The organism is Paraburkholderia edwinii (assembly GCF_019428685.1).
Classification (GTDB): domain Bacteria; phylum Pseudomonadota; class Gammaproteobacteria; order Burkholderiales; family Burkholderiaceae; genus Paraburkholderia; species Paraburkholderia edwinii.
Window position 1 is genome coordinate 137707 of the sequence record NZ_CP080096.1, and the last position, 17387, is coordinate 155093.

The 17387-nt window shown below is 63.0% G+C and carries 16 protein-coding genes; 6 read left to right on the plus strand and 10 right to left on the minus strand.

Translation table 11 applies throughout. The features are described from left to right. Positions 1-127 precede the first annotated feature (127 nt). The 4 genes from KZJ38_RS22500 to KZJ38_RS22515 all read right to left on the minus strand — a co-directional run bounded on the left by KZJ38_RS22500 (position 128) and on the right by KZJ38_RS22515 (position 3870). Positions 128-1072: a hydroxymethylglutaryl-CoA lyase gene (locus KZJ38_RS22500; protein ID WP_219801920.1), complete on the minus strand. Its 945-nt coding sequence runs from the start codon at positions 1070-1072 to the stop codon at positions 128-130. Further along, entirely contained in the window at positions 1069-2262 is a 1194-nt protein-coding gene (locus tag KZJ38_RS22505) for a CaiB/BaiF CoA transferase family protein (protein WP_219801921.1), read from the minus strand. The genes KZJ38_RS22500 and KZJ38_RS22505 overlap by 4 nt, the downstream gene beginning before the upstream one ends. Before the next feature lie 148 nt (positions 2263-2410). Next, positions 2411-3328 carry a LysR family transcriptional regulator gene (locus KZJ38_RS22510; protein WP_219801922.1) on the minus strand — a complete coding sequence of 306 codons (918 nt, stop codon included), beginning with the start codon at positions 3326-3328 and terminating at the stop codon, positions 2411-2413. 287 nt (positions 3329-3615) lie between these two features. Beyond that, entirely contained in the window at positions 3616-3870 is a 255-nt protein-coding gene (locus tag KZJ38_RS22515) for a hypothetical protein (protein WP_219801923.1), read from the minus strand. A 49-nt stretch (positions 3871-3919) separates the two neighbouring features. On the opposite strand from KZJ38_RS22515, the gene KZJ38_RS22520 reads away from it, so the two are divergent. The 3 genes from KZJ38_RS22520 (at position 3920) to KZJ38_RS22530 (ending at position 7202) form a co-directional block, all read left to right on the plus strand. Beyond that, a complete protein-coding gene (locus KZJ38_RS22520; protein ID WP_219801924.1) occupies positions 3920-4879 on the plus strand; it encodes a GlxA family transcriptional regulator in 960 nt (319 codons plus the stop codon). Positions 4880-5006: 127 nt separating this feature from the next. After that, positions 5007-5768, plus strand: a complete 762-nt coding sequence (locus KZJ38_RS22525; protein ID WP_219801925.1) for an SDR family oxidoreductase — start codon at positions 5007-5009, stop codon at positions 5766-5768. A gap of 324 nt (positions 5769-6092) precedes the next feature. Beyond that, positions 6093-7202, plus strand: coding sequence for an acyltransferase family protein (locus tag KZJ38_RS22530; protein WP_219801926.1), 1110 nt, complete (start codon positions 6093-6095; stop codon positions 7200-7202). A gap of 249 nt (positions 7203-7451) precedes the next feature. Here KZJ38_RS22530 and araH read toward each other — a convergent pair whose 3' ends face one another. The 5 genes from araH to KZJ38_RS22555 all read right to left on the minus strand — a co-directional run bounded on the left by araH (position 7452) and on the right by KZJ38_RS22555 (position 13274). Beyond that, positions 7452-8450 carry an L-arabinose ABC transporter permease AraH gene (gene araH / locus KZJ38_RS22535; protein WP_219801927.1) on the minus strand — a complete coding sequence of 333 codons (999 nt, stop codon included), beginning with the start codon at positions 8448-8450 and terminating at the stop codon, positions 7452-7454. 53 nt (positions 8451-8503) lie between these two features. Further along, positions 8504-10045 carry an L-arabinose ABC transporter ATP-binding protein AraG gene (gene araG / locus KZJ38_RS22540; protein WP_246641947.1) on the minus strand — a complete coding sequence of 514 codons (1542 nt, stop codon included), beginning with the start codon at positions 10043-10045 and terminating at the stop codon, positions 8504-8506. A 122-nt stretch (positions 10046-10167) separates the two neighbouring features. Beyond that, positions 10168-11172 (minus strand): arabinose ABC transporter substrate-binding protein, encoded by a 1005-nt coding sequence (locus tag KZJ38_RS22545; protein ID WP_219801928.1) that lies wholly within the window; start codon positions 11170-11172, stop codon positions 10168-10170. 188 nt (positions 11173-11360) lie between these two features. Beyond that, positions 11361-12290: a Gfo/Idh/MocA family protein gene (locus KZJ38_RS22550; protein ID WP_219801929.1), complete on the minus strand. Its 930-nt coding sequence runs from the start codon at positions 12288-12290 to the stop codon at positions 11361-11363. A 60-nt stretch (positions 12291-12350) separates the two neighbouring features. Then, positions 12351-13274, minus strand: a complete 924-nt coding sequence (locus KZJ38_RS22555) for a dihydrodipicolinate synthase family protein (RefSeq protein ID WP_219801930.1) — start codon at positions 13272-13274, stop codon at positions 12351-12353. 321 nt (positions 13275-13595) lie between these two features. Between KZJ38_RS22555 and KZJ38_RS22560 the strand changes: the two genes are divergently transcribed. Further along, positions 13596-15338: an IlvD/Edd family dehydratase gene (locus KZJ38_RS22560; RefSeq protein WP_219801931.1), complete on the plus strand. Its 1743-nt coding sequence runs from the start codon at positions 13596-13598 to the stop codon at positions 15336-15338. 220 nt (positions 15339-15558) lie between these two features. Here the strand turns inward: KZJ38_RS22560 and KZJ38_RS22565 are convergent, their stop codons facing one another. Beyond that, positions 15559-16287, minus strand: a complete 729-nt coding sequence (locus KZJ38_RS22565) for a FadR/GntR family transcriptional regulator (RefSeq protein WP_219801932.1) — start codon at positions 16285-16287, stop codon at positions 15559-15561. Positions 16288-16518: 231 nt separating this feature from the next. Here KZJ38_RS22565 and KZJ38_RS22570 point away from each other — a divergent pair, with 231 nt between their 5' ends. Together KZJ38_RS22570 and KZJ38_RS22575 are read left to right on the plus strand one after the other, a co-directional pair. Then, positions 16519-16761 carry a hypothetical protein gene (locus KZJ38_RS22570; protein WP_219801933.1) on the plus strand — a complete coding sequence of 81 codons (243 nt, stop codon included), beginning with the start codon at positions 16519-16521 and terminating at the stop codon, positions 16759-16761. 23 nt (positions 16762-16784) lie between these two features. Next, positions 16785-17192, plus strand: a complete 408-nt coding sequence (locus KZJ38_RS22575; RefSeq protein WP_246641948.1) for a DUF4148 domain-containing protein — start codon at positions 16785-16787, stop codon at positions 17190-17192. The last annotated feature ends 195 nt before the right edge of the window (positions 17193-17387 follow it).

Sequence of the window (17387 nt, forward strand, 5' to 3'; positions counted from 1 at the left end):
TTGGCTTGCGCCTTCCGGTCGTCGGTGTTGTTCGTGGGCCGTGTTTGGTTCAGATCGTCAGGGGTTCGAACGGCCATTGCGGCCGTTGAGGCCGCTGCCGTTCGCGTTTTGTTAAGACGTGCCGCGCTCACATGCAGACGATGCCGTCCGGCACCGGGTGCAAATCCTTGTTGCGGCCGGCCTTGGCGACCTGCCCCGATGTTTCGTGGCCGAGCAGCGCGGGCAGCGCGCGCGACAGTGTGATCAGCTTGTCGAGATCGATGCCGTGCGGAATGCCGACTTCGTCGCACATGTTCACGAGGTCTTCGGTGCAGATGTTGCCCGACGCACCCGGCGCGAACGGGCAGCCGCCGAGGCCGCCGAGCGACGCGTCGAAGCGGCGCGCGCCGACTTCGTAAGCGGCCATCACGTTCACAAGGCCGAGGGCGCGCGTGTTATGGAAATGCAGCGTCAGCGCGCTAGCCGGCATGCGTTCGAGCGCGCGTTTGACGATGCGCGCCACCTGGCGCGGATTCGCCATGCCGGTCGTGTCGGCAAGCGTGATGCCCTGAAAGCCGAGCGCGAGATACCTGTCGATGATCGACATCACGAGGTCTTCGTCGATCTTGCCTTCGAACGGGCAGCCGAACGTCGTCGCGACCGTGCCGTTCAGCGAGACGGACGCGCCGCGCGTGAACTCGACGATGTCAGCGAATCCGGCCAGCGACTGGTCGCGCGTCATTCGCATGTTCGCGAGGTTGTGCGTCTGGCTCGCCGACATCACGAGGTTCAGCTCGTTGGCGCGCGATTCGAGCGCACGCTCCGCGCCGCGCCGGTTCGGAATCAGCGCGACATAAATCACGTCGGGATTGCGGCGGATCTGATGAAACACGGCCTCGCCGTCGCGCAGCGCCGGAATCGCTTTCGGCGACACGAACGAACCTGCTTCGATGCGCGAGAAACCGGCGGTCGACAGCGCATCGATCAGCGCGACCTTGTCGGGCGTATCGACCCATGTCTTTTCGATTTGCAGACCGTCGCGCGGAGAGACTTCCTGCACGATCAACTTGTCGTATTCGATGTCGAAGTTCATTGCACTGCTCCTTCGTGACGAAGCCGCTCGATGTCGGCGGGCGCATAGCCGAGCGCGGCGAGCACGCCATCCGTGTGTTCGCCGAGCGTCGGACCGCTCCAGCGCACTTCGCCCGGCGTCTCGGACAGCTTCGGCACGATGCCCGGCATCTTGACCGATGCGCCGCCCGGCAGTTGCGCCTGCAACAACATCTCGCGAGCCTGATAATGCGGATCGCTAACGATATCCGCTACCGAGTAGATGCGCCCCGCCGGCACTTCGGCGCGCTCGAGCGCAGCCATCACATCTTCCGTCGAATGGTGCGACGTCCATGAGGTAATCGCGGCATCGAGCATCGCGCTTTGCGCGGCGCGGCCGTCGTTGCGCGCGAGCGCCGGATCGTCGGCGAGGTCGGGGCGGCCGATCACCTGCATGAGCCGCTTGAAAATCGGATCGCTGTTGCCGGCGATCACGACGTAAGCGTTGTCTTCGGTGCGATACGTGTTCGACGGCGCGATGCCCGGCAGCGCGCCGCCGCTGCGCTCGCGCACGTGGCCGAGCAGATCGTACTCAGGCACGAGGCTTTCCATCAGATTGAACACGCTCTCGACCAGCGAGACGTCGACCACCTGGCCTTCACCCTGCCCCGTCTTCACGCGCAACACCGACATCAGCGCGCCGATCACGCCGTGCAGCGACGCAAGCGAGTCGCCGAGGCTGATACCGACGCGCGCCGGTGCGCCGTCCGGCTCGCCGGTCGTGTAGCGGATGCCGCCCATCGATTCGCCGATCGCGCCGAAGCCCGGCCGGTCGCGATACGGGCCCGTCTGTCCGTAACCGGAGATACGGACCATCGTCAGTTTCGGGTTGATGGCGTGCAAGGTGTCCCAGCCGAGGCCCAGCTTTTCGAGTGCGCCCGGACGGAGGTTTTCAACGAGGATGTCGGCGTCGGCAACAAGCCGTTTGACGATGTCGGCGCCATCGGCCGACTTCAGATTGACGCAAATCGATTTCTTGTTGCGGGACTGGAGATACCACCAGAGCGACGTTCCCTCATGCAGCTTGCGCCATTTGCGAAGGGGGTCGCCGCCGTCGGGCGCTTCGATCTTGATCACTTCGGCGCCGAATTCCGCAAGAAGCCGTGCGGCGAACGGCGCGGCGATCAGTGTTCCGATCTCGACAACCCGGATACCCGAGAGAGGGCCACTCATGATGCTGTCTCCTAATCCTTGAAAGCGTTGGAAGACAGCTTAGAAGCCCCGCAGATACAGCGTCCAACCTCCATTCACCAATGACCTTTCGCGATTCGCGAAAGGTCATTTCGCAGCTGATTTCTGCGCGAATTTATTTCGCAGTGCATCAAACAGCCGTTTCGACCGCCCGCAGATGGTCGAAAAGCAGCCGGCCGACCGGCGAAAGCGCGCCGGCATCGCGCACGACGATCACCAGATTGCGTTCGGCCCATTCGTCTTCGAGCTTGACGGCCACGAGGCCGAGTGGCCGCCCCATGATCTGAAAGACGTTCGACGGTAGCACGCCGACGCCCATATCGGCCTGCACCATCCGGCAGACAGCGTCGAAGCCCGGCACGTGAATGCGCAGCCTGAGCGGCTTGCCGGCCTGGCGCGCGGCCATATGCGTGCGTGCGTTGATCGAGCTTGCCGAATGAAGGCCGACGTGGTCGCTATCGAGCGTTTCCGCGAACGCGACACGCTCGCGGCCCGCCAGCGGATGGTCTTCGCGCATCACGACCACGAGCGAATCGTGCCGGTAGTGCGTGGCTTGCAGGCCGCGCGTGTCCGCTTCGCCCGAACAGATGCCGAGGTCCGCCAGGCTGTCGGCGACCGCTTCGACGACGCCGCCGCTGGGGCGCTCTTCGAGATCGATCTTGATCTGCTCGTTGACCGCGAGAAAGCCGCGCAAGTCCTCCGGAAGGAATTCGACGATCGCCGACAGATTGGCCATCATGCGCACATACCCGCGTACACCGGTTGCATGACCGGCGAGCTCGATGCCGATATTCTCGACGTCGCGCATCACGCGCCGTGCGTGATGCAGCAGCGTTTCACCGGCTGGCGTCAGCGTCATGCCGCGCGCGGTGCGCTGAAACAGCGTCGCGCCGACCGCCTGTTCGAGTTCGAGCAGCCGTTTGCTGGCAGCCGAAATCGCGATCGCTTCGCGTTCGGCGGCACGTGTAAGCGTGCCTTCTTCGTAAACGGCGATAAATAACTGAAGCGTCGTGAGATCGAGTCGTCTCAGCAGGTTCTTTAAGACCATAGGTCGGGGTGCATGAAAGCGGGAAGTGGGAGCCGGTCCGTATTTTGCCGCGATGCGGCGCACGGTGCGTGCGAACCGGGCAAAACATGTTATGAATGGCGGTTTTCCGCACTGCACACCTTGTTTGCCACCGCTTCGCTTCGCACAGTCGCGCTGCACTTCGGCTTACGTTTCGGCGCGGACCGCCCGACATTCGCCGCTTCGAACCCTGCAAAAGGCCTTGCGGGAAGCGCTATCGTTCACTTCCCGCGAAACCTTCTTCGTGAACCTTCTTCATCCGGCCGGGTTCAGTCGATCGCGCACAACGGAATCGGGTCGCTGGCTGGAAACGTATCCATCAACGCCTGATCGAGCCAGTCGAGATGATCGCTCGCGCTTTGTTTCCCGGCGACGAAGACCTCTTCGCCAGATTCGAAAACGGGTTTGATATGCTGTTCCATGGTGCGCTCCTCAAATGCATGAAAGGGGGTGACGTCACGATTAGTATTGGCGCGCAGCGCTTGACTCACAATCGCCGCGCACCGTTCAACGCTGCCAGACATACAGCGTCCCCTGCCAGCGCAGCGGACGATCATTCCAGGAGAACAAGGCATGCCGAGCGTCGCGATCGCGATTTTTCCGGGCGTACAGGCGCTTGACGTCGCGGGGCCGGTCGACGTCTTTGCGGAAGCGAACGGTTTTATCGAAAGCGCCGAGCACTATCAGGTGACGCTGGTCGCGGCCGACGCAGGCACGATGCGCGCGTCGAACGGCATGTCGCTGACCGCCGATGCGACCTTCGACGCAGAGCGGCGCGGCTTCGATCTCGCACTGGTCGCGGGCGGTCCGGCACTGCCCGAGATCGCACCCGACGAAAGGCTGCTCGAGTGGTTACGCTATGCGTCGGAACGTTGCGGACGGTATGGCTCGATCTGCACCGGCGCGTTCGCGCTCGGCCACGCGGGCCTGCTCGACGAACGCAACGTCACGACGCACTGGCAGCATGCGGCGCAACTCGCCGTGCAGTTTCCGCGCGCGAACGTCGACTTCGACCGTATCTATCTGCGCGACGAACGTCTCGTCACATCGGCGGGCGTCACGGCAGGTATCGATCTCTCGCTCGCACTCGTGGCCGAAGATCATGGTCCGCAAGTTGCGCTTGCGGTCGCGAAACGGCTCGTGGTGTTCTCGCAGCGTCAGGGCGGGCAATCGCAGTTCAGCCCGTATCTGACCGCACCGGCCGACGAGACTTCGCCAGTCGCGAAGGTGCAGGCGCATGTGATGGCGCATATCAGCGAGAGCTTTACCGTAAAGCAGCTCGCCGATGTGGCAGGGATGAGCGCCCGGAATTTTGCGCGCGTGTTCGTGCAGGAAACTCACGTCACGCCGCACGAATTCATCGAACGCGCACGCATGGATGCCGCGCGCAAACTGCTCGAAAGCACCGGCCTTGCGCTAAAGACGATCGCCTACGATTGCGGCTTCGGCACCGCGGACCGCATGCGTATCGTGTTCACCAAGCGCATCGGCGCGACGCCGATGCAGTATCGCGAACGGTTCAAGAACACATAGCGTAAGCGCGCGATATGGGCCGCGCGCATGGCGCGGCCGCAGCGGCGTGCAGGCGCGCCGGCGAATCCTCAACATCCCATGAGAAAATAGACAGGCAATCCAAGCCGCCTTCCACGGGATCCACTACATGTCCAACACGTCCTCCTCTTCGTCTTCCATCCGTGCGATTGTCACGGGCCATACGCGCGGACTCGGCGAAGCGCTCGCCGCCACCCTCCTTGCACGCGGCATTCCGGTGCTCGGGATATCGCGCAACCGGCATGCAACGCTCGCCTCGCACGGCGACGCCACATTCGACCAGGTCGAACTCGATCTGTCGAGCGTCGAGGCTGTGGCGCAGTGGCTCCGCGGCGATCATCTGCAGCGCTTTATCGGCGATGCGCAGCGCGTGGTGCTGTTCAACAACGCGGGAACCGTGCAGCCGATCGGTCCGCTCGATGTGCAGGACCCATCGGCCGTCGCACAATCTGTCATCCTGAATGTTGCCGCGCCGATGATGCTCTCGACTGCGTTCGCCACCGCTAGCGCGGGCGTGGCGGACCGGCGCATCGTGCACATCTCGAGCGGCGCGGCACGTAATGCCTATGCGGGCTGGAGCGTATATTGCGCCACCAAGGCCGCGCTCGATCATCACGCGCGTTCTGTGACGCTCGATGCGAGCCCCGCGTTGCGCATCTGCAGCCTCGCGCCCGGGACGGTCGATACAGACATGCAGGCGGAATTGCGCGAATCGACTACAGACCGGTTCCCAATGCGCGAACGCTTCGTCGAATACAAGCGCACGGGCAAGCTGACCACTCCGCACGATGCAGCGGTAAAGATGATCGACTATGTGATGAGCGACGCATTCGGCAAGACGCCGACCGCAGATCTGCGCGAGTTGCCATAGCGCGGCACGGCGCGCATCTCGCTGTCTCGAACGGCAGATAACGTTCAAATTTTTTTAATCGGCTACGCAGTAGCCGATTTTTTTAGGTAACCGCCCAGACGTTTTTTTTAACTGTCATTCGTTGTAGCTTGGTCAGACAAACTCACGGATAAACGAGGTTTCTGGCAAATATGTCAGTGCTACTGAATGCGCGTTACATAAGCGGTTAGATGTGCGTATTCCAGGCGGCACGATCTCGACACAACTGACCGATATATGGAACAAGTGCGAGAAAAACGGTATGAAGTACTGGACGGTTTACGAGGGGTAGCTGCGATCAGCGTCATGTTGATGCACTACTCCGAAAACACCGCGAATCCGCTCTTCAAGAATGCGGATATCGCGGTCGATCTTTTTTTTATTCTGAGCGGCTTCGTATTGATGCACTCGTACAGGAAAAAACTCCTGTTGGGTTTGAGCGCCCGCGAGTACATCAGAAAGCGCATCATCCGGCTTTACCCGATGTTTGCCATTTCAATGGCAATCGGTATTCCCGCGCTGTTGATTGCCGGGGCTGCCGGCCTCGCCGACTATCCGCTGCGCGCGATGATCGTCGCGTCGCTGAACAATCTGCTGTTCATCCCCTATCTCGGCGATCACGGTGTCGGTAATTTCGTGGGCGCTGCCGCGCAGTTCCCCGTCGAGCGGTTTACGGTCGGCGAGATCTTTCCGGCCAATCCGTCGGCGTGGTCGTTGTTCTTTGAAATGATCGCGAGCGTTGCGCTACTCGTGCTGGTGCGGCTGCAAAAACGCGACCTGATCCGGATCATCGTAGGCAGCGCGTTTCTGCTGCTCGCGACCGGCGCGTTGCTCGGATGGGAGCACAAAGGCGCGGTACCGATGTTCTTCGGCGCCGGCTGGGGCACGCACAATTTTTTCGTGGGCTTCATTCGCGTCGCGTATGGCTTCACGATGGGCGTGCTCGTGTACCTGCTGCATGAAAAGCCATTGCCGCAGCCATTCGGTGGCGTGCTATCGGGCATTCTCCGTAACGACATCGCGCTTTACGTGCTGCTGGCCGTTCTCGTCGCGTGCCCGTTCGGCATCAAGGGCCTGTTCCCGATGGCGGTGATCTTTATCGTCGCGCCGCTGATGGTTTATCGCGGCGCAAGCATCGCGCCGAGCGGGCGCGTCGGCGCACAGTTCGCGCACTTCCTCGGCTGGCTGTCGTATCCGGTCTACTGCCTGCATTTCCCGATTGGCCGGCTTGTGTTTATCTATTTCCCTCACAGCCAGCAGCACCCGGTACAGACGATCGCGATATCGGTCGCGCTGACCATTGTGGTTTCGGTGATCGCGACAAAGCTGATCGAAGAGCCTGTACGCACCTATCTGACGAGGAAGTTTGCGTCGAGAAAGCGTGAGGGCCTGAAAAAGGCCGGCTCTGTCGTTTGACAGCTGTGATCAGTGGGGCTCCGCAGTTCCCACATATAGTGCTTCCCGAAAAACCTCACCTTTGGAGTCTCCCGCGTCGGCCGCTTCACATCGATTGAGGCAAATGCCCCTTAAAAAACGCCACTTTCCGTGCGCCCAAACAAAAAGCGAGTGCCAAAGGCACTCGCTCCCGAAAATCCTCACCTTGATCCGCCGCGCGCTAAATTGGCAACCGCGGCAGCAACTTCAACGCCATTCGCGACAGACGCGTCAAACTTTCCGACGGCTGCGGCGGAACTGGTCGAACAGCACTGCGAGCAGCAGAATGCCGCCGCGAATCAGGTACTGATAGAACGTCGGCACGTTGAGCAAGCTCATTGCGTCCTGCACCGAGCCCATGATCAGCACGCCGACCAGCACGCCGGAGATCGTCGCGACGCCGCCCGTCAGCGAAACGCCGCCGAGCACGCACGCCGAAATCACGCCGAGTTCAAGGCCCACCGACGTCTTCGGATCGCCAAGGCTCATCCGCGAGGCGAGCATCACGCCGGCAAAACCCGTGACGAGACCTTGCAGCACGAACACCGTGATCTTGATGCGTGTAACCGGCAAACCGGCGAGCAGCGCCGCTTCGCCATTGCCGCCGACCGCGAGCACGTTCTTGCCGAACACGGTCTTGCGCAGCAGGAAGCCGAACACCACGAAGCCGACGATGTTGCTCCAGATCGGGTACGAAATGCCGAGGAACGAGCCGCCGCCGAGATCGAAGAAGCGCTCTTCGGAGATCATCACCGCATCGCCGTTCGACGTGATGTACGCGAGGCCGCGCACGACTTCCATCATCGCGAGCGTGACGATCAGCGAGTTGATCTTGTAGCGCGCGACGAGCACGCCATTCACGAGCCCGACCGCCCCGCCCGCGAGCACACCGCCGGCGACGCCGAGCATCACGCTATGCGTCGCCGTGATCAGGGTTGAGGCGGCGACACCGGAAAACGCGACGATCGACGCGACCGACAGGTCGACTTCGCCGAGCGCCAGCACGAACATCATCGTCACCGAGATCGAGCCGATCAGCGTGACCGACAGCAACAAGCCCTGCATGTTGCGGCTTGTCAGGAAGTCGGGCACGGTCACCGACAGCACGGCAAACAGGATGATGAACACCATCACGATGCCGGACTTGTTGATCAGATCCCAGGTGCGCGCGGCGTGCGACGGCGCGCCGGGCTGCACCGCACGGGTGGCTTGAGTGGTCGGAGTTTGCATGGTCATCTTCATCCAGTGGCGCGCTGACCCGCGCGCCCGTTGCTGTCAGCGGCTCAATGCGGCAGAGCCAGTTTGATCAATTGGTCAGGGGTGGCCTGCGCCTTCGGCAGATCGCCGACCACGCGCCCTTCTTTCATCACCAGCACGCGATCGGCAATGCCGATCACTTCAGCGAGATCGCTCGACACGACGACGACCGTGCGCCCCGCTTCCGCGAGTTCGTACAGCAGGTCGTAGATTTCAGAACGCGCGCCGACGTCGATGCCGCGCGTCGGCTCGTCGAGCAGGAAAATGTCGATGCGCTCGGCAAGCCAGCGCGACAGAATCACCTTCTGCTGATTGCCGCCCGAGAGCGTGCCGATCGCGGTTTCGGTATTGCGAGTCTTGATCGACAGCTTGTCGATGTACTCGCGCGCGAGGTCGCGTTCGCGCTTCGCGTTCAACAGGAAGCGCGCCGCGCTGAAATGGCGCCGCGCGCTGATGTTCAGATTGTCGGCCACCGACGCGATCGCGACGATGCCTTCCTGCTTACGGTCTTCGGGGCACAGCGCAATGCCGGCGCGCACCGCGTCGCGCGGCGTCGAGAAGGTCATCTGCTTGCCGTTCAGTTCGATATGGCCGGCGGTCGGCGTCACAGCGCCGTAGATCAGCTTCATGAGCTCCGAGCGCCCCGCGCCCACGAGCCCGAAGAAGCCGACGATCTCGCCCTTCCTCGCGGAAAACGATACGGGCTCCGACAGACCCGGCCCGAGCAACCCCTTCACTTCGAGCTGCACGTCGCCGGTTTGGCGCGCACGGTAACCGTAGACATCCCGAATCGACCGGCCGACCATGCAACTGATCAGCCGGTCGCGGTCGAGGTCTGCAACCGAGTCGAACGTTTCGATGCGGCGCCCGTCACGGAACACCGTGACGCGGTCGCACAGTTCGTAGACTTCATCCATGCGGTGCGTGACGTAGATCACTGCGCGACCTTGCGCACGCAACGCATTGATAATCCGAAAAAGATTCTCCGTTTCTCTGGCGGACAGCGAACTCGTCGGCTCGTCGAACGCGATCACGCGCGCGTCGCGCATCAGCGCCTTGCCGATCTCAATCATCTGCCGCTGCCCGATCGACAGGCGCTTCACCTGCGTATTCGGGTCGATCGATTCGCCGAGACGCTCGAGCTCGCCGATCGCGCGCTTGACCAGCGCCTTTTCGTCGAGCACACCGAAGCGGTTCGGCAATTGCCCGAGCATCAGGTTTTCAGCAACCGTCAGCTCGGGAACGAGATGCAACTCCTGGTAGATGATCGCGATGCCGGCCTCGATCGCCGCCTTCGTGGTCGTGAACTGATGCTCGACGCCCGCGAGGCGCAGCACGCCCGACGCGGGTTGATTCACGCCCGACAGCACCTTCAACAGCGTCGATTTGCCCGCGCCGTTCTCGCCCATCAGGCCGTGCACTTCGCCACCGCGCACCTGGAACGACACGTTGTCGAGCGCGAGCACGCCCGGGAAGCTCACGGAAATTCCGTCGAGCTCCAGATGCGTGCCGCCTTCGACGCGCGGCTTCGCTGGCTGCGTAGCGGCGCTTGTTTCATTGACCGTCATCGTTGATGTTTCCGTTGTTGCATCCCGCAGTACCACAACTGCGCGTTACATCAGGCCGAGCCTTGCGAAAAGACCCGGGGCTCGTTGGCCCGGTGGCCCGGCCTGTCGAAACTCGCCCTGCCTTAAATCCCGAGTTCCGTGCGCACGTCCTTCCAGTTCTCGCGCGTCATCAGCTTGCCGGTGGTCTGCGTATCGGCCGGCGGCTGCTTGCCCGACTTGATCCAGTCGACGAGGTTCTGCGCGCTCTGCTTGCCGTGGTTCGTCGAACTCACGGCGATCGTGCCGTAGAAGCCCGTCGGTTCCTTCTTCTGGAACTCGGCGAACGCTTCGCCCGCGCCGTTGATGCCGACGCCGATCACGTCCGAACCCGGAATATGCACCTGCTCGGTCGCGCGCACACCGCCCAGCACCGACTCTTCGTTCAGCGCGAAGATCACCCACTTCTTGATGTTCGGGTGCTTCGACAGAATCGGCGATGCTGCGTTGAAGCCGCCTTCGTCGTCGGTCGTCTTTTGCGGCGCGTCGAAGATGTTGTCCTTCTTGAAGCCGTTGGCAAGCAGCGATTCGGTCGCGCCGTCGGTGCGCAGCTTGGCGGTCGGCAGTTCGTAGTCGGTGATGCGGATCGCGCCGACTTCTTCCGGCTTCCAGCCGCGCTTCTTCATTTCGTCGCTGATCGCCTGGCCGACCTGATTGCCGATCTTGAACGCCGACATGCCGAGGTGCGGCACGCCTGCAAGCGGCTTGCCGCTCGAATCGACGAGCTGGTCGTCGACCGTCACGAACTTCATGTTGTAGCGCTTCGCGCGGGCCTGAATCGCCGGTCCGAGACGCACGTCCGGCGGGCAGATCACGAAGCCCTGCGCGCCTTGCGCGCCGAGGTTGTCGATCGCGGCGAGCACCTTCTCGCCGTCAGGCGTGCCGATGTTGACCACCGAGAAGCCTTCCTTCTGGCCGAGCGCGGTCGCTGCCTTTTCTTCATTGATGAACCATGCCTGCTCCGGCATCTTCACGAGCACGCCGATCTTCAGCGGCGCATCGGCGTGAGCGGACAGGGGCAGCGCGAACGGCGCCGCGCACATGGCGGCCACGAGCGCGGACAGCGTCAGGCGGCGAATCGGGTTGGTCATGCGTGTCTCCTTTGAGTCGTTGAATCGTAGGTGCGGTTAATTACGTTGATTGCCCTGATTGGGTGTGCTGCATTTGTTGTTGCGTTTGTGTGTTGCCTGGTTACGTCCTGATTGCGGCTTCTTTGCGCACGTCGATGCCCTCGGTGCTCGCAGCGCCGCTTTCTTCCGTTACTCTGTTTTTTTCCTGCTCAGTCCTCGAAAGGCTCGACTGCATGGTGGCTGCCGAGCAGGAACGCATCAGCCACAAGGCGCAGCGGACGCACGTCGACGTCCTGCTCGCCGTGATCGATCAGCCACTGGAAACGCTCGTACAGCGCCGGATATTCGCGTTCGGCCGCGAGATCGACGGGCTTGCCCGCGATCGACAGGCGCTTGCCGCCTTCCGTCAGGAACAGCGTGCCGTCGCTCGTCTGCACTTCGATTTCCCATTGCTCGACCGGGCCATAGCGCCAGTCGAACGATGCATGCACGGGTACGCCTGCTTCGTCGACGAAATCGAGCTCGGCGGCGATCGGGGTCTGACGGTTCGACGGCACGTGCAGCTCCGCCGACTTCAGGATCACTTCGCGCGGCAGCATGCGCGTGACGATCGACAGCGCATTGATGCCCGGATCGAACACGCCGAGACCGCCCGGCGTCCAGATCCATTCCTGGCCCGGATGCCAGCGCCGCACATCTTCTTTCCAGCGCACGTGAACCGATTGAATCGCGCGCTTCTCAAGCCATTCGCGCGCCACTTCGACAGCGGGCGAATAGCGCGAATGCCAGGTCGCGAACAGCGTGCGGCCGGCCGCACGCGCCATCTCGCGCAGCACTTCCACTTCATGCACGCTTGCGCCGGGCGGCTTCTCGAGCATCACATGCTTGCCGGCCGCGAGCGCGGCGCGCGCCTGGTCGAAGCGCACATGCGGCGTCGCGCACAGCGAAATCGCATCGAGATCGGGCTCGCCTTCGAGCAGCGCGTCGATGGTCGGGTAGTTGCGCACGCCCTCGACTGTCGCATTGCGGCTCGCGCACGCGACGAGTTCGAAGCGCTCGAGCCCCGCGATGGCGGGCAGATGCTGGTCGCGCGCGATTTTGCCGACGCCGACGATACCGATCGAAAGTTTTCTGTTCATACCGCTGCTTCTACTGTTTTAACGGTTACGCGCTTTTTGGCCGCGCTTCATTGATCAGGTTCAATGACCCCAGCGCAGCGCGAGCGGATTCGCTTCGCGCGCGAGTTCGAGCAGTTCGGCGCGTGTCGCGCCCGACAGCGCTTCGAGCGGATGACGCACCGCGTCGCTTTTGATCACGCCCCCTTCCATCATGACGGTTTTGGTCGCCCGTAACCCGCACTGGCGGTTTTCGTAGTTGATGAGCGGCAGGATGCGCGCGTAGCCGGCGCGCGCCTCGTCGCGGCGTCCGGCGCGGAAGGCGTCGAACACTGGACGGATCAGATCCGGCAGCAACGCGCTCGACATCGTGCCGGTCGCGCCGGCGTCGAGGTCCGGCATCAGCGTGATCGCTTCCTCGCCGTCGAACGGCCCTTCGATCACGTCGCCGCCCGCTGCGATCAGCGCGCGCAGCTTGGCGGCCGCGCCCGGCACTTCGATCTTGAAGTAGCGCACGAGCGGCAACTCCCTTGCCACGCGGACCAGGAACGGCACCGACAGCGCGACCCCGGAAAGAGGCGCATCCTGAATCATGACCGGCACGCCGGCGGCATCGGCGATACGCGCGAAGTGCTCGAACATGGCGTTTTCGTCGACGCGCAGCGAGGCGCCATGATACGGCGGCATCACCATGATGATGCTCGCGCCCGCGGCGACGGCGCGCTTTGCGCGGTCGCTCGCGATCTGCGTGCTGAAGTGGCTGCAGGTGGCCATCACGGGCACGCGGCCCGCGGTATGCGTCAGACACAGATCGACGAGCGTGTCGCGTTCCGCATCGGTCAGCACGAACTGCTCGGAGTAGTTCGCGAGGATGCAGATGCCGTCGACCTTCTGATCGACCATGCAATCGATCACACGCCGCTGGCCGTCGAGGTCGAGTTCGCCCGACGCGGTAAACGGCGTCGGCGCGACGGGGAAAAGACCGGAGAAGCGAGGCGAGGTAACCACTATTTGAGACTCCTGTTGTTCTGCCGTGCGCACAGGGCGCAACCTGGGCGCAATCTTGAATTAGCCAAACTATATGCGCGAGCGATCCGTCTAGTGATTAGTGTTTTCCCCCATTCTCGCGGCATAAAAAGTCATTCTATTTGTCCGCGAGTGAGAGTAAATTCCCGATATGCGGCACGTAATAGTGGTGTCACGGGCAAACGCGCTCCAGAATCAGACCGACGCCGCCGCAGCCAAAAGTCTAGCTGTAGCGAGGCTTGGCACGGATGGCCAGCATCGCATATAGTCTTACTATATTGAACAAAATCCGATCGAGACAACATGACTGATCAACCTCGCAAGCTCCGCTCGGCCCAGTGGTTCGGTACCGCCGACAAGAACGGCTTCATGTACCGCAGCTGGATGAAGAACCAGGGCATTCCGGACCACGAATTCAACGGTAAGCCGATCATCGGCATTTGCAATACGTTCTCGGAACTGACGCCTTGCAATGCGCATTTCCGTAAGCTCGCCGAACATGTGAAGCGCGGCGTGTTCGAAGCAGGCGGCTTCCCGGTCGAGTTCCCGGTGTTCTCGAACGGCGAATCGAATCTGCGGCCCACCGCGATGTTCACGCGCAACCTCGCCAGCATGGACGTCGAGGAATCGATCCGCGGCAATCCGATCGACGCGGTCGTGCTGCTCGCCGGCTGCGACAAGACCACGCCCGCGCTGCTGATGGGCGCGGCAAGCTGCGACGTGCCGGCCATTCTCGTGACCGGCGGACCGATGCTGAACGGCAAGCATCATGGCCGCGACATCGGCTCGGGCACCGTGGTCTGGCAACTGTCCGAACAGGTGAAGGCCGGCAAGATTTCGATTCACGAGTTCATGTCCGCCGAAGCAGGCATGTCGCGCTCGGCCGGCACCTGCAACACGATGGGCACCGCGTCGACGATGGCCTGCATGGCCGAAGCGCTCGGCGTGACGCTGCCGCACAACGCGGCCATTCCGGCTGTCGACGCGCGCCGCTACGTGCTCGCCCATATGTCCGGCATGCGGATCGTCGAGATGGCGCTGCAGGACCTGCGTCTGTCCAAACTGCTTACGCGCGAGGCATTCGAGAACGCGATCCGCGCGAACGCGGCGATCGGCGGCTCGACCAATGCGGCGATTCACCTGAAGGCGATCGCCGGCCGCATCGGTGTCGACCTCTCCCTCGACGACTGGACGCGCATCGGCCGCGGCACGCCGACCGTCGTCGACCTGCAGCCGTCGGGCCGCTTCCTGATGGAAGAGTTCTATTACGCGGGCGGCCTGCCGGCCGTGCTGCGCCGCCTCGGCGAAGCGGGCCTGCTGCCGCATCCGGACGCGCTGACCGCGAACGGCCAGTCGATCTGGGACAACGTGAAGGACGCGCCGAACTATAACGACGAAGTGATTCGCCCGCTCGACAAGCCGCTCGTCGCCGACGGCGGTCTGTGCGTGCTGCGCGGCAACCTCGCGCCGAACGGCGCGGTGCTGAAGCCGTCGGCCGCAACGCCCGCGCTGCTCAAGCACCGCGGCCGCGCGGTCGTGTTCGAGAACTTCGACGACTACAAGAAGCGCATCGCTGACCCCGAGCTCGACGTCACCAAGGATTCCGTGCTCGTGATGAAGAACTGCGGTCCGAAGGGTTATCCGGGCATGGCCGAAGTCGGCAACATGGGCCTGCCGCCGAAGCTGCTCGCGCAAGGCGTAACCGATATGGTGCGCGTGTCCGACGCGCGCATGAGCGGCACCGCGTACGGCACCGTCGTGCTGCACGTCGCGCCTGAAGCACGCGCGGGCGGCCCGCTTGCGGTCGTGCGCGAGGGCGATTGGATCGAGCTCGACTGCGAGGCCGGCAAGCTGCACCTCGATATTGACGAAAAGGAAATGGTCGCGCGTCTTGCCGAATGGAAGGAAGCACAGAAGCCGAACCCGAAGGATGCGACCGGCTACCGTAACCTGTATATCGAGCACGTGCTGCAGGCCGACGAAGGCTGCGACTTCGACTTCCTGGTCGGTTGCCGCGGTGCGGAAGTGCCGTCGCATTCGCACTGAGTCATTCGGACTGAGACATTCGCACTGAGAATGTCGCGCGGGTAATCCGCGCGCCCGCTGTGCTTGATGTGAAAAAGGGCCCTCGAGGCCCTTTTTCGCTTTCTCCGCTTCAAGATGACGCCGGCGTGATCGTGATGGTTGCGCCGGCAACCACCCTCGCCGGGACGCGCGCGCCGCGGCAAGCCGCCCTCGCCGCGCGACCGCGCTCGCACCTCGCCTGCTAGCCGAGCCCGCGCGTCGCCACCCCCAGAATCGAATCGGCGTCGGCGCGCGCGTTCTCGAGCTGCACGAGGCTCGCCTGCCGTGCGCCGAGCGCGTCGCGGTTCAGAATCGCCGTCAGGATTGCCTTGTGCCGCGGCAGCGACAGCGCATGCGTGTCCGGATGGCGGCTCGTCAGCTTGATCGACTCCGATAGCGCCAGCGACATCATGTTGCCGATATACGCGAGCATGTCGTTGTGCGTTGCAGCCATGATCGCGCGGTGAAATTCGAGGTCCGGCTCGAGCAGCGCGCCCGCGTTTTGCGCGTGCTCCATCTGGTCGTAGGCGGAGTTGATGCGCTTGAGGTCTTCATCGGTGGCAGCGGTCGCCGCGAGCGCCGCGGCCGCCGGCTCGATGATGCGCCGCACCGTCATCAGCGCGCGGAAGAACTCGCCTTCAGGGATGCTGTTGAGCGTCCAGTACAGCACGTCGGGATCGAGCATGTGCCACTCGTCGCGCGCGCGCACGATGCTTCCCACGCGCGGCTTCGATACGACGAGCCCTTTGGCCACGAGCACGCGCGTCGCTTCGCGCAAAACCGGCCGGCTCACTCCATACTGTTCACAGAGGGCGGATTCCGCCGGCAGCCGTTCGCCCGGCTGCAGCCGCCCGCTGACGATCTCGATGCCCAATTCCTGCACGATGCGGGCGTGCATGCTTTTTCGTTGCTGGAGGTGCCGATAGTCCATTGCCGTTTATTTTCTAAGCCGCTCGAATGCGGACTTGTGCGCGGAGCTGATTGCGGCCGAACCGCTGTGGACCGGCACACAGGGCGGGGCCCGCCGGGGTGAGCCAAGCATAGCATGCGAGTCGCGAGTTGCGGCCTGGTGCGAAGACCAGGTACAACAGGCAGGTTCGTTTTTTGCTCTTGTCAGGCTAGCGGAAGATGGACCGCTTTTTTTGCGCAAGGGAGAGGGACGATGAAACGTAAATTCTTCGCTGTACTGCTGGCATTCGTTTCAGCCGGCAGCAGTGTCGCGTTCGCCGCGTCATCGGATAAAGACGCGAACAAGGCCTGCCGTCGCGACGCATTCCGGCTTTGCTCAGCCGAAATCCCGAACAAGGACAAGATCGAGGCATGCATGAAGGAGCACTACGACCAGCTATCGCCGCCGTGCCAGAAGTTGTTCCAATCCTCGTCGTCCAACAATGATGGGAAGTAAAACTCAAAAAGGAGAGTATGCAGATGAAGACTAAGGCTCATAACAGACACACCATGAAGCTCGCCGCGTGGATCGCGGGCGCCGCGCTCGCGGCCGGCGCGGCAACCGGTGCCTTTGCACAGGACAACGCGCAGGCGGGCGGTACGCAAGGCGGCGCCGCGGTACATCCGGCGAACCCGTCGGCGAACGGGGCAACGAATGGGGCGACGAATGGGGCAACCAATGCGGCGCCAGCCGCCGCAAGCATGACCAAGGCGCAGCGCAAGGCCGCGCAGAAGCAGGCGCGCAAGGAAGCACGCGCGAAGCGCAATGCCGAGCTCAAGCAACTCGAAGAGAACGGTTACGAGCCGGGCCGCGACGATCCGAACTACCCGCAAAACCTGCAGAACGCGCAGAGAAAGGCCGGCATCGGCCAGGGCGCGAGCCAGTAATCCGCAGCGGGCGCGCGCGACAACGCCGCGCCCCAACCCCCGCGGGCTATGGGGCACCGCCCGCGGTCCAACCACATTTCACACCGTAAGTGTCGCCGGAACCGGACGCGTCGCTGCGCGCCTGGTACACATGGGTAAAGCGACTATGTGATACTTCCGACGCTCGACGGCCGGTATTTTTCGCTCCGCATTGCG